Origin of the sequence: Gordonia effusa NBRC 100432, assembly GCF_000241305.1 — a bacterium.
Lineage (GTDB): Bacteria > Actinomycetota > Actinomycetes > Mycobacteriales > Mycobacteriaceae > Gordonia > Gordonia effusa.
The window spans coordinates 100,032-111,211 of sequence record NZ_BAEH01000105.1; the positions used below are offsets into that span (position 1 = coordinate 100,032).

Consider the following 11,180-nt stretch of genomic DNA (forward strand, 5'->3'; position numbering starts at 1 on the left):
TTCCGGTGTGTGCGCGATTAATTTCGTATGGGGTACTTCGACCGGCGAACGAAGATCGTTACAACCAGGAATCGAGATTGGCGCAGCAGAGAGTTGCGAGTAGGTCTGTCAAATGACGTTGACCTAGGCAAGGTAATTGCAGGTCGCAGCGGGTTTTGTGTCGAGTCAGCAGGACCGCCTCACGCGAGCCCTATCGTTACTCACCCACGTAGATTCGGAACTATTCATTCAATGGGGCTACATCAGCGAGCAGGGGAATTGCCCACCCTTGGATGGAATACATCTCGCCCACGAATGAGAATAGAAGCGTGCGATAATAACACTGCGTTGCCAAAGTGGGGACTCGAGTCATTTGCGTGACCGACATATTAAATTTCGTCGTGATTGTTACTCGAACACGTAACTCGACGCTTAGTAGCACACTATGTTGCCCCGCTATTGCAAAGCAACTTCACGCGACACCTTGTCGAATTCACTCGGGCTCCGGTCGCCTCGCCGCGCAACGCCTTTTCCATATCTCCCGCAGCGGCCGCCATGACTGTCGGACTGGGCGCTGCCCTAGATGCTTGGCTCGGCGGATACCGGGCTCGGAACATCGGCCCAGGAACTCCTGTTGCAACGTTCATGGACATTGAGGCCGGGCCGGAAACGCTGCATCCACTCATCGCATCCCGATTCAGCCCGTACCGCTTCGATGCCGCCCACACCCTCGACGACGCCGCGTTGACATCGCTGCTCGACGCCGCGCGGTCAGCGCCGTCGGCCGGAAACTCGCAGCCGTGGGGTTTTCTGCCAGCTCGGCGCGGGGACGCCCGGCATGCGCGCATCGTCGAGCATCTGGCGCCCAGTTCTCGCTCCTGGGCACTCGACGCGAGCGCGCTGATCGTGACCGCTGCCCATCTTTGGGTCGATGAGGCAATCGCCTATTCCGAATTCGCTGACTACGACCTCGGGCAGGCCGCCGCGTATCTCACGATCCAAGCCCAGGCTGTAGGGCTTTCATGCCATCAGTTCCGCGGCTTCGATCTGGATGGACTGACCGTAGAACTGGCGCCGGCGTATGGCTGGTCGATCCGCTCGATCATCGCGGTCGGGGTAGCCGCCGACGTTGGAGCATCCACTCGAACACGTCGCACTGTTGCCGAGGTGACGTCGGAGGCGTGGGGGTGAGCGCCATGAGTTATGACCCGCCAGTAGTCCACCGCGCGAAATTCTTTGGACAGTTGTAAAGTTGTTGCCCCGGGACTCCGGACCTCCGCCGCTCGGGCCCGCCTTCCCGAGCGCTTACGGCGTCCCGGACTTGCAGCGCCCCACCGAGGGACGTACTCGATGGGGCGCTGCATCACACATCGAGCGACCCGAGAGATGAACTCTTACGCGCTGCTACTTTCGGAGAGTCTGGGTTCGGGTTTGGTTGTTCGGGTGCACACGCACCAAGTACCCGCATAGCGAAATGACGCTGACGACGGATGCGATCAACAGCCATAGGTTGCCAAAGACGAAGCCACCAATCAGCCCGGCAAGACACGCCAGGGCAACGATCGTTCGCGGCAACAGCTTTGTTGGAACCCAACCTAAGATCGCGCCGAGCGCCAGCCCGATCGCCAAGCCGATTCGCGTATTACCAATGACTTCCGCGGTTACCAGGCCAGTCGCCAATCCGAGCACGACACTCGCAGCCATTCGATCGGTCATCGGATCCTCCCCTTCTGAAGCATTCAACGCGACATTGAGATCATGAACTGTATCTGATTCATGATGCATCGGCGCTGCCTGCCGAGCAGGATGAACCGTTCCGGCGGCAACGCGGAGGCGTGGCCACCCCGGTATCGTCCAGTAGGTTCTCACCGAACGGCGTAAGCGAGAACAGTTAGATATCGACCCCGGCGGCGTTCACTGAAATCTTCCAAAGCCGTTCAGCAGCAACAGGATTCACTGCATACGGCTTCACTCCGCCGTCATCCATCGACCCGTCCGACGATGCAACCCGCGCGACGTCGCAATCTTCGAGGTAGAGGCCTCCCCTATTGTCTAGAAGCGGCGAAGTGGCAGCCCAGAGGCCGGTGGCCGCGCCTTGACTAGGTGTCTTGAAATCCGAGCCGATTACTTTTCCGGTCGAATCGACCCATCCGAGCCCGACTTGTTCGTCGAGGGGAATCTCACGCTGCAGTCCAGTCGCAATCTTGCCCGGATGCAACGCGAACGCTCGAACACCGTCAGTGGATCCGAGCCGGTCCAGCTGAACCGCGAAGAGCACATTCGCCGTCTTGGACTGGCCATACGCCGCCCATTTGTCATAGCCGGCATGGAAATGCAGGTCATCCCAACGAATGTCGGACGAATGATGCCCGGCCGACGAGTACACCACAACGCGAGCTCCACGGACTGCTAGCAGTGGGTACAAGCGGACGATCAGCGCGAAATGACCCAGGTGATTGACGGTGAGTTGGTAATCCCACCCAGTTCTGGCGCGGCGTTGGACCGTCGCCATCACTCCAGCGGCGGCGACAAACAGGTCGATACTTTCCACTTTCGCCGAGATCGCCTCGGCGGTGCGAGTGACGCTCGCTAGGTCGGCGAGATCAAGACCGTCGATGACGTGCACACCAGGTATGCCGGTCAATGTCTCGCGAGCCGCCTCGGCCCGACGGGCCGGCACGAAGACCCGAGCTCCCGCTAGAGCGAGCGCCTTCGTCGTTTCCAGGCCTAGGCCCGAATATCCGCCGGTGACAACTGCAGTCTTTCCGGTCAGGTCGATACCGGACATGACGTCGGCGGCAGTCGAGGCATAGTTGAAGCCGGAGCCGATCGGACGCTGTTCAGTCAGGGTCATGGCTCTACGCTAAAAGCTAGAGTTCCCTCTAGGTCAAGTGAGCGTTTTAGGTGAATGACAGCAACGAACCGTCGTTGACGATTGGCCAGGTCGCACAGCTGGTGGAGATGAGTGTCCACGCTCTCCGCTTCTACGAGCATGAGCAGCTGTTCGTCGGAGACGTCGTGCGAACTAGCGGCGGTCAACGTCGCTATAGCCCGGTCGACGTCAACTGGTTAAGGATTTGTATCCGGTTGCGCGAATCGGGCATGCCGCTTGCCGAGCTCAAAAAGTTCGCGGCCCTCGTCCGCGAGGGACCTGGCAACGAGGACGCACGCCTGCAGTTACTCGACGCGCAACGCGAACGCGTCGATGCTCAGATCCACGCGCTGGAGCATGCGCGGGAAATCATCGCGTGGAAGTCGGAGGTCTACGCGGAACACCTGCGCGACGGTAGCGTCGCGGGACTGTGGGACCCGACGCAAGTTCAGCAGGATGAGGCCGAGACTTGATGCGGCGCAAGGCAATCCATTCGAGTAGGGCGACTTGTCCGCCAACTGTCGGTCCGCCCTAAGTCGGGCACGTGACGATCTAAGTTCCACCGATAACCACGTGGACCTGAGTCTTTCCCGCGTCGGCGACCAGAACGATCGCCTCTGAGCCATAACCGACGTCGGTGCTGTCAGGGTTGTCGGCGTCATTAGTGCTGTACTTGGCTCGTGTCGCCGCGGTGCACGTCACCCATTGCTTCTGTCGGGCCGCGGCAAGGAGGCCAGCGGTGCAAGCGATTGGGCGGAACACGCCGAATTCGTGTCCATAGACGTCGCCGACATATGTGTCCGCGAGTTCCCTTGGGTTGTCGAAGACTTCGCCAGGCGCCTCGAACTTCAGTTGATACCCGGTATGCCCCGAGAAGCCCGGCGGGAACGCAACCCCGGCGATGAACACGTAATCGTCCGGGAGCTTCAGGTCTTCGCCACCCAACGCATTGCGGGCTTCCGTTGCGTCGACATCCTTGGGGCTTACATCTGGCTCCATCAAGTCGCCGCAGCCGGATAACGCACCAGCCAGCGCGATGGGAACGACGACCACCGAAGCGATGCGCTTAATCGATCGCATCCGCTTGACCATTTCACGACAGTACCGCCTGGATTCGGCCGCGATCGCTTCTTGCACTCGCGGACGTCAGGATGGCAGACGAGGAAGGGCGCCAGTCAACATGCGTTATCTGTGGCGGTTGTCGTGGGGTGGGGTTATGCTCGCGGTGTCGGGTCGTAGGGGATTCAATTTTCAGGTTGGGATCACACGTTTCTACTGATCACAGCTCATCGTTAGCGTCACTAATGATGCCCTGGGAACGAGGCTCTTCGTCCGACATCCATTACTGGACGACTAAGGGGTGCTGATGTATATCGAGGGTTCAACTGAAGTGGTGTCATGGGGTGGCTCGACAGAAGAACGTCGCAAGGGGCGCACACCAGTAGCCGAGTCGAAAGTGACAATCGTGGTCCCCGACGCAGCGACTATGGAAAAGTGTCTAACTGCGTTAGAAGAGTCCGACCGCCGCCTGGCGACAATGGGGCCCGGCACTGGCGGCTACGATTGGCAGATCGTTTTCCGCGAAGACATGGCAGATGGGTCGGGCAAAGTGCATTTCGGTGTGGTCTGGTACGACACAGACTTCTACCGTGCAAAACGGGAAATTTTCTCCGCATCTGACCACACCAGCATGTTCGGCCGACTCGGTTTCACTGCCGACGATGTGTCGGTAGAGCACTGGGTCAAGGACGCCGCAGCTGCATGACGCTGAAACCGCGCACTCCAGATCCAGGTTTGGCGTTGGCGTGCGCCCAACTCACGGCCACGGCGACGTCGATGGGAACATCGACAGCCGTGGCCGTGGTGGTTGCAAAATCCGGGTACGGAAGCTGGGCAATCGCCGCAATCTTGCTCATTGGGGCACTGCCGTCATTAGTACTCGCGCCGCTCGCCGCTCCCCTGCTCGATGGACGCCGTTTGGGCAGGCTGGTGATGACCGCCGGCCTTGCCGAAGCAATAGCCCTGGCATTGACTGCGATCCATCCGAACGTCGGCCTACTGATTGCGATGGCCGGAGTGATCGCCGTGGTCAGCACACTGAGCGCACCCGCGCTGCTGACGCTGGCGCAACGATCCAGTGAGCACACCACAGCGCGATCATTCGCACGGATGGACACCGCCCGGATCGCCGGAATGTTCCTCGGTCCCGCGATCGGCGGTGCGCTAGTCCAATGGTCGTCAATCTCCGTTGTTCTGCTCGTCGATGCCGCGTGTGCCATCACGCTGGCATTAGTTGCGGCATGGGTACCGGAAGCCATCGAACAGGGTATGTCTAAGCCTGCGAGCTGGTGGACAAAAGTACGTGAAGCTCCAGCCTTACTGTGGTCCGACGTCCGGGTGCGCGGAGCAATGATGGGCTTGTGCGCGGCGATTGTTTTCACCTCGGTCTACTCAGTCGCCGAAGCCCTCTACGCCCTACACACACTGAGCCTCCCACCGCTTGGATACGCGGTACTGGGGCAATGTTTCATCGCCGGCCGACTTGCGGGATCACGCGTCGCGGCCAGAATTACCAGCGACCAGGCTCCCCGCATCCTCGTATACGCCGGACTCGCGATGGGAGTCGCCCTGGCCATCCCAGGCCTCGTCCCAAATCCGTGGCTCGCTGGCATATTCTTCGCAGTCGCAGGAATCGCGAACGCCGTACAAGTCGCCGCAATCCGACTAGTCATCGTCGACGCTGTACCAGAAGCAACACAACCCCGTGCTCTGTCCACGATGGGCTCGGTCAACACCGCGGCAATGCTGTGTGGATTCATGCTCGGCGCCCCCGTTGTCGCGGCCCTATCGCCTCCCTCGGGGTTGATTCTTGCCGGCGTCGGCACCGCCCTAATGGTCCTCGCAGGAGCTGCCGTAACGCGACTACTCGGCAGAACTTCAACATCGCCGGACGCGCTGACTAATCTGGCGGGCGGCAGGTATTGAGCGCACATCCTCATCTCGGGCGAGCTGAGAATGCCCCCGCCATAGGAGACCAGACCATAGGCGGCCACGTAATCGTCGTGGCTCACCTCTTGCGCGTGATCCCTGTACACCGCGCTCCCGCCAGGGCGGGAGTGCGTCCTGTGCCCGTACGCGGTGTCCATCAACGCCCTCGGCGGCCTGGCCTGGATGTCGAATGGTCCACCGAGTCCGGTGAGTTGTTCTCCCACAACCAGGCCCACGCCCGAGCGGAGACCCGGATCGGCGTGAGGTCTACCAGCCCGCTGCGATCTGCCGGGTAGCCACCCAGGCCGCGTAACCCACCGCATGACCAACGGCCCCGAATCTCCGGGTGGGAGATCGGGGCCGTTGGCACTGGTGACTACGGAGTGACCTGACCATGCTGCTTTCGCGCGGCCACCGCGGCCTGGGCCTTGGCTACTTTGGCGCGAGACTGAAAGACCTCAACCAGGATCTCCTCCATTAGAGCGATCACCAACGCCGACTCCTCCTCCGTAACAGGCTGGACAAAATCACCATGAGCCATGTCATTACCGAAGTCTCGGATACTGTCCGCGCCGTCCTTGACATGCTCGCGAATCCATTGGTCGTCGTAGAGCTTCTCAATCTTGTCGATCAGTCGCCCCTTGGTGATCCCAACCTCTTTGGCACTCGCCTCTATCACGGAGCGGGCCAGCAGAATTGAGGCACGGTAGTGGCTCTGCGCATGGCATTCGTAGGCCTCAGTCGCCGCGTCAGCTATATGTGTCGGTACATCTTCGTAACTCCTTGTCATGCCAGGCGACGGCCGCCAAACCTGGATCTCGCTACGTGCGAGCATCTCAGAGGCACTTCCCCACACATCGCTCTCGTGCAGAGCGGCGATGCCCACGGAGTAGATCAGACATGACGAACACTGAAACGCGCCGTAGACGTGAGTCCACCTCGTTTCAATCGCCGGATCGCGCGCAGAGGTAACGGCAACTGCGGCCTTGAGCACATGGTGAGACACCGCATTGCAGTGCCAGCAAACAGTGTTGTGCACCGTTACGCGTCCTTCCGCCAACGACCGAACGCCGGAGGTTGGCTGGCGCGGATGGAAAGCGAGGTCAAACCGTCACCAATGACACCGCTCCTACTCTTGCCGCCGAGCGACAGCCAACCGCCGGACAGGTCATGCACCTGCCCTGTCTCCTTGACTGCGATGGTCCTACGCACACCGTCCACCTCAATCGAACTGTCAGTCAGATCGAGGGTCCAGCGTGGAAGTGTCTCCAGATAATCGATGTACTCCGCGGCCGCTTCAATGTCGGGGAAGTAGCGGTCCGCTCGACCGTCCTCCGTGCCGAACGGCCGAACCGCATAATGAGACTCGAACACCCGACCACTCTGGGACTGCTCCTCCCCGGCAGTCGTGAGCACCGCGTACCCCATGGGCACGGCGCGCTCGTTTAGCTCTCTCGCTCGGCTGAAGGCCTCAGCGGTTCTCCGCACGGAGTCATCAGTAGTCATGTGAGCACGATAGTCGGTCACCCTGACATGGTTACCCGCAACAGAAAACGACCCCGACTCCCAACGGAGCCGAGGTCGCTATTGCGCGGTGACCCTGATCCAGCGTATTTACACTGGATCTTACGTCGGGCTGACAGGATTTGAACCTGCGACCACTTGACCCCCAGTCAAGTGCGCTACCAAGCTGCGCCACAGCCCGTTGTCACCGACTACTCGCCGACAACCTGGAAAATCTTATCCGACGTCGGCACCTAAACGCCAATCGCCTGGCAGCAGCATCTACCCGCGAGGCCTCGATACACCGACGAGCTCGCAAGCTCGCACGACGGCACTCGACCAGCAGATCAAATCACCTGGCGCACAAACGCTTCCGCGAACTAGACGTTCGAAGCCCGCTGCTTCGTGAACCAATACCACCCACCGGTCACGATCAGCGCACCGACGATCGATCCGATGATCCCGCTGGCCCGGAAATGCAGTCCGTCGCCGCTGAGCAGGCTGATCAGCAAACCGCCGACGAACGACCCAACGAGGCCGGCGACAATTGCCAGACCCCAGTCGATACTCCGAGCCTTGGCGCCCAGAATCAATTGCGCAGCAGCACCGATGAGCATTCCGAACAGGATGATTCCGATAATCAGCATCATCAAAGCCTAGACGCGCCGGAACGATGCGCCTCACCTAAACCAGATGAATCTCAGCGCTTACGCATCTCCCGCTTGTCCCGCACGCGCACATTCACCCGCACCGGCGACCCGTCGAAGCCGAACTCCTCACGCAGCCGCCGCTCCAGGAAGCGGCGGTAGCCAGCCTCCAGGAAACCGGTGGTGAAGAAGACGAAGGTCGGGGGTCGCGTCGCCGCTTGCGTCGCGAACATCACCCGCGGTTGCCGACCACCGCGCAACGGCGGCGGGTTGGCCGCGATCACTTCCTTGACCCAATTGTTCAGTCGCCCAGTCGAAACGCGCTTATCCCACGACTCGAGCGCGGTATCGAGCGCCGGCACCAGCTTCTGCACCGCACGTCCGGTCATCGCCGAGATATTCACTCGCTGCGCCCACGGCACGCGAGCCAACTCTCGGTCAATCTCTTTGTCTAACTGGAGACGTCGGTCCTCGTCGACCAGATCCCACTTGTTGAACGCGACGACCAGCGCGCGCCCGGTCTCGATGATCAACGACAACACTCGAAGATCCTGCTCGGTGATCGGCTGCGAGGCGTCAATCAACAAGATCGCCACCTCGGCCGCCTCAAGCGCCGACTTGGTTCGCAGCGAGGCGTAATACTCATGCCCCGACGCCGTCCGCACTTTCCGTCGCAACCCAGCGGTATCGATGAATTGCCAAGGGCGACCGCCCAATTCGATAAGCTCATCGACCGGATCGACGGTGGTGCCGGCAACATTGTCGACGACGGACCGCTCGCTGCCCGACAATTTGTTCAGCAGCGAACTCTTCCCGACGTTCGGCTTACCGACCAGCGCGACGCGTCGCGGTCCGCCCAACTGCGGAACAACCTGCGTGGTTTCCGGCAACACTTTGAGGATCTCATCGAGCAGATCGCCCGCTCCCCGACCATGCGCCGCCGACACTGGATACGGTTCGCCCAGCCCGAGCGACCACAACGCCGCCGCCTCGGCCTCGGCCTTATCGCTATCAATCTTGTTGGCTGCCAGCACAACCGGAGTCTTGGATCGACGCAGGACCCGCGCCACCGCCTCATCGGTCGACGTTGCGCCAACCGTGGCATCGACCACCAACACGATCACATCGGCGGTCGACATCGCCTGCTCCGCCTGCCGAGCGATCGCCTGGTGCATCCCCTTGGCGTCGGGTTCCCAACCACCGGTGTCGATGAGCGTGAAATCACGCCCCGACCACCCGGCCCGGTACGACACCCGGTCGCGCGTCACTCCCGGAACATCCTCGACGACGGCTTCGCGTCGACCCAGAATACGATTCACCAGAGTCGATTTGCCGACGTTGGGCCGCCCGACGATGGCGACGACGGGCAGTGCCGCTACCCCACCCTCGTCACCGTCGAGATCGAAATCGTCTAGGTCCCAATCGGATTCGTCAGTCCACACACCGTCGCCGGGCAGCGACCCGATGCCCTCGACGTCGCCGCCGATCGTTGGTTCCGTCATTACTTGACCCCAATTCGCTTCTCAGTCAACGTAATCAGCCCGTCGAGCACCTGCGGCAACGTCAACTCACTGGTATCGAATATCACCGCGTCGTCAGCCGGCCGTAGCGGCGACGCCTCGCGGGTGGTGTCGAGATGATCACGTCGATTCACACTCGCTAACACGGTTTCGTAGTCGGTGTCCCGACCAGCCGCGGTATCCTGCCGCAGGCGACGCGCCGCCCGCGCCTCGGGAGTGGCCGTGAGATACACCTTCAACTCGGCATCCGGAAAAACCACGGTGCCGATGTCACGCCCCTCGACGACGACATAGCGGTCGCCGGCGAGCCGGCGTTGCAGCTCCACCAACTTGGCCCGCACGGCCGAATTCGCCGATACCGCAGACACATTCGCCGTCACGTCGGCCTCGCGGATGGCACTCGACACATCCTCGCCGTCGAGAAGCACTACGGCCGACGGACTCTCATCCCGCTCGACCAACTCGACCCGCGCGTCGTCGACAACCCGCGCCATCGCCTCGGCGTCCTCGACGTCGACACCCGAACGCAATACCGCCAGCGTCGCCGCCCGGTACATCGCGCCGGTATCCAAGTAGTGCGCACCGACTCGCTGTGCCAGCAACCGCGACACCGACGACTTACCGGTACCAGCCGGCCCGTCGATAGCGATCACCGTCGCATTTCCCGTCGCCCCGGTCACATTCCCACCGACTTATACAGCGCCCCAACCTCGTCGCTGCCCAGCACCCGCAAACTGCCTGGCCGCTGCTCACCCAGGTGCACCGCACCCACATCGGTGCGCAACAACCTGGTCACCGGGAACCCGACCTCGTCGAGCAGCCGACGCACAACGCGCTTGCGGCCCTCATGCAACGTCAGCCGCAACAGCGACCGCCCCTCATGGACCTCCAGGATCGTGGCCTTGTCGATCCGCACCGGCCCGTCGTCGAGTTCCACGCCGTCACGCAGCGTGCGCACGATTCCGCGCGGCACCTCGCCCTTGACCGTCGCCAGATACGTCTTGGGCACCTCAAAGGATGGGTGCATCAACCGGTGCGCCAACTCGCCGTCGTTGGTGAGAAGCAGCAAACCTTCGGTATCGGCATCCAGGCGGCCGACATGAAATAGCCGCTGACCAGCCATGACCCGCTCGGCGACAATATCGCCCACGCAGGGACGGCCCTGATCGTCGGCCATCGTCGACTGGTACCCCTTGGGCTTGTTCAGCGCCAGATACTGGCGTGTCTCGTCGATGACGACACGTGCGCCGTCGACCCGGATGATCGAGGTATCGGGATTGATTCGCATACCCTGCTCGACCACGATTTCGCCGTCGACGGACACTCGCCCGGCTGCGATAAGTTCTTCGGCTCCGCGTCGAGATGCGACACCGGCTTGCGCGAGCACCTTCTGCAATCGCACACCGTCAGCCTCGTAGGTCGCACCGCTGCCGCCCTCCCCTGTCAACTGCGTGCGCGCGAGCTTCGCGTTGTTCAGGCGCACCCGGCCCGACGCCACATCCGGCGTCGACCGCGCGCCTTTACGGTGCGGTTTCTTACGTGAGACCTGTTGGGCTGCGGGCTTTTTGGTGGGCTTCTTGCCCGATCCGCCCTTTGCGCCACCGCGCTTGGAGCCTCGTCGGTCATCTTGTCCACGTCCCGGTTTGCCGTCTCGGCTAGCGGATGCCATTG

13 protein-coding genes and 1 tRNA gene are annotated in these 11,180 nt (G+C 61.6%); 4 read left to right on the plus strand and 10 right to left on the minus strand.

Annotated features, from left to right (window positions below; translation table 11 throughout):
* Positions 1-534: 534 nt before the first annotated feature.
* Entirely contained in the window at positions 535-1,170 is a 636-nt protein-coding gene (locus GOEFS_RS18175) for a nitroreductase family protein (protein WP_245549894.1), read from the plus strand.
* A gap of 213 nt (positions 1,171-1,383) precedes the next feature.
* On the opposite strand, the gene GOEFS_RS18180 is transcribed toward GOEFS_RS18175, so the two are convergent.
* Together GOEFS_RS18180 and GOEFS_RS18185 are read right to left on the minus strand one after the other, a co-directional pair.
* Complete coding sequence (locus tag GOEFS_RS18180) at positions 1,384-1,695, minus strand: hypothetical protein (RefSeq protein ID WP_007319411.1); 312 nt, start codon at positions 1,693-1,695, stop codon at positions 1,384-1,386.
* 175 nt (positions 1,696-1,870) lie between these two features.
* Entirely contained in the window at positions 1,871-2,833 is a 963-nt protein-coding gene (locus tag GOEFS_RS18185) for an oxidoreductase (RefSeq protein ID WP_007319412.1), read from the minus strand.
* Positions 2,834-2,883: 50 nt separating this feature from the next.
* On the opposite strand from GOEFS_RS18185, the gene GOEFS_RS18190 reads away from it, so the two are divergent.
* A complete protein-coding gene (locus GOEFS_RS18190) occupies positions 2,884-3,324 on the plus strand; it encodes a MerR family transcriptional regulator (protein WP_007319413.1) in 441 nt (146 codons plus the stop codon).
* Positions 3,325-3,403: 79 nt separating this feature from the next.
* Here the strand turns inward: GOEFS_RS18190 and GOEFS_RS18195 are convergent, their stop codons facing one another.
* Positions 3,404-3,943: a hypothetical protein gene (locus tag GOEFS_RS18195; RefSeq protein ID WP_007319414.1), complete on the minus strand. Its 540-nt coding sequence runs from the start codon at positions 3,941-3,943 to the stop codon at positions 3,404-3,406.
* 268 nt (positions 3,944-4,211) lie between these two features.
* Here GOEFS_RS18195 and GOEFS_RS18200 point away from each other — a divergent pair, with 268 nt between their 5' ends.
* Both GOEFS_RS18200 and GOEFS_RS18205 read left to right on the plus strand, forming a co-directional pair.
* Positions 4,212-4,616 (plus strand): hypothetical protein, encoded by a 405-nt coding sequence (locus GOEFS_RS18200; protein ID WP_138918054.1) that lies wholly within the window; start codon positions 4,212-4,214, stop codon positions 4,614-4,616.
* Positions 4,613-5,836, plus strand: a complete 1,224-nt coding sequence (locus GOEFS_RS18205) for an MFS transporter (protein WP_007319416.1) — start codon at positions 4,613-4,615, stop codon at positions 5,834-5,836. Before GOEFS_RS18200 ends, GOEFS_RS18205 begins: the two co-directional genes overlap by 4 nt.
* A gap of 379 nt (positions 5,837-6,215) precedes the next feature.
* Here GOEFS_RS18205 and GOEFS_RS23845 read toward each other — a convergent pair whose 3' ends face one another.
* The 7 genes from GOEFS_RS23845 to GOEFS_RS18240 form a co-directional block, all read right to left on the minus strand.
* Positions 6,216-6,878, minus strand: a complete 663-nt coding sequence (locus GOEFS_RS23845) for a DUF4145 domain-containing protein (RefSeq protein ID WP_007319417.1) — start codon at positions 6,876-6,878, stop codon at positions 6,216-6,218.
* 2 nt (positions 6,879-6,880) lie between these two features.
* Positions 6,881-7,345, minus strand: a complete 465-nt coding sequence (locus tag GOEFS_RS18215) for a hypothetical protein (RefSeq protein ID WP_138918055.1) — start codon at positions 7,343-7,345, stop codon at positions 6,881-6,883.
* A 125-nt stretch (positions 7,346-7,470) separates the two neighbouring features.
* Positions 7,471-7,544, minus strand: a tRNA-Pro gene (locus GOEFS_RS18220).
* A 178-nt stretch (positions 7,545-7,722) separates the two neighbouring features.
* Positions 7,723-7,989 carry a GlsB/YeaQ/YmgE family stress response membrane protein gene (locus GOEFS_RS18225; RefSeq protein ID WP_007319419.1) on the minus strand — a complete coding sequence of 89 codons (267 nt, stop codon included), beginning with the start codon at positions 7,987-7,989 and terminating at the stop codon, positions 7,723-7,725.
* A 53-nt stretch (positions 7,990-8,042) separates the two neighbouring features.
* Positions 8,043-9,491: a ribosome biogenesis GTPase Der gene (gene der / locus GOEFS_RS18230; protein WP_007319420.1), complete on the minus strand. Its 1,449-nt coding sequence runs from the start codon at positions 9,489-9,491 to the stop codon at positions 8,043-8,045.
* Positions 9,491-10,189 (minus strand): (d)CMP kinase, encoded by a 699-nt coding sequence (gene cmk / locus GOEFS_RS18235; RefSeq protein ID WP_007319421.1) that lies wholly within the window; start codon positions 10,187-10,189, stop codon positions 9,491-9,493. Before cmk ends, der begins: the two co-directional genes overlap by 1 nt.
* The gene (locus GOEFS_RS18240) at positions 10,186-11,178 is read right to left on the minus strand and encodes a pseudouridine synthase (protein WP_007319422.1); all 993 of its coding nucleotides are present in this window, start codon (positions 11,176-11,178) and stop codon (positions 10,186-10,188) included. The genes cmk and GOEFS_RS18240 overlap by 4 nt, the downstream gene beginning before the upstream one ends.
* Positions 11,179-11,180 lie beyond the last annotated feature (2 nt).

Excerpts from the sequence above, each read along its gene's own strand:
- GOEFS_RS18175 (WP_245549894.1), top strand. The coding sequence starts at position 535 with ATGACTGTCGGACTGGGCGCTGCCCTAGATGCTTGGCTCGGCGGATAC.
- GOEFS_RS18180 (WP_007319411.1), bottom strand. The coding sequence starts at position 1,695 with ATGACCGATCGAATGGCTGCGAGTGTCGTGCTCGGATTGGCGACTGGC.
- GOEFS_RS18185 (WP_007319412.1), bottom strand. The coding sequence starts at position 2,833 with ATGACCCTGACTGAACAGCGTCCGATCGGCTCCGGCTTCAACTATGCC.
- GOEFS_RS18195 (WP_007319414.1), bottom strand. The coding sequence starts at position 3,943 with ATGGTCAAGCGGATGCGATCGATTAAGCGCATCGCTTCGGTGGTCGTC.
- GOEFS_RS18205 (WP_007319416.1), top strand. The coding sequence starts at position 4,613 with ATGACGCTGAAACCGCGCACTCCAGATCCAGGTTTGGCGTTGGCGTGC.
- GOEFS_RS18215 (WP_138918055.1), bottom strand. The coding sequence starts at position 7,345 with ATGACTACTGATGACTCCGTGCGGAGAACCGCTGAGGCCTTCAGCCGA.
- GOEFS_RS18225 (WP_007319419.1), bottom strand. The coding sequence starts at position 7,989 with ATGCTGATTATCGGAATCATCCTGTTCGGAATGCTCATCGGTGCTGCT.
- der (WP_007319420.1), bottom strand. The coding sequence starts at position 9,491 with ATGACGGAACCAACGATCGGCGGCGACGTCGAGGGCATCGGGTCGCTG.
- GOEFS_RS18240 (WP_007319422.1), bottom strand. The coding sequence starts at position 11,178 with ATGGCATCCGCTAGCCGAGACGGCAAACCGGGACGTGGACAAGATGAC.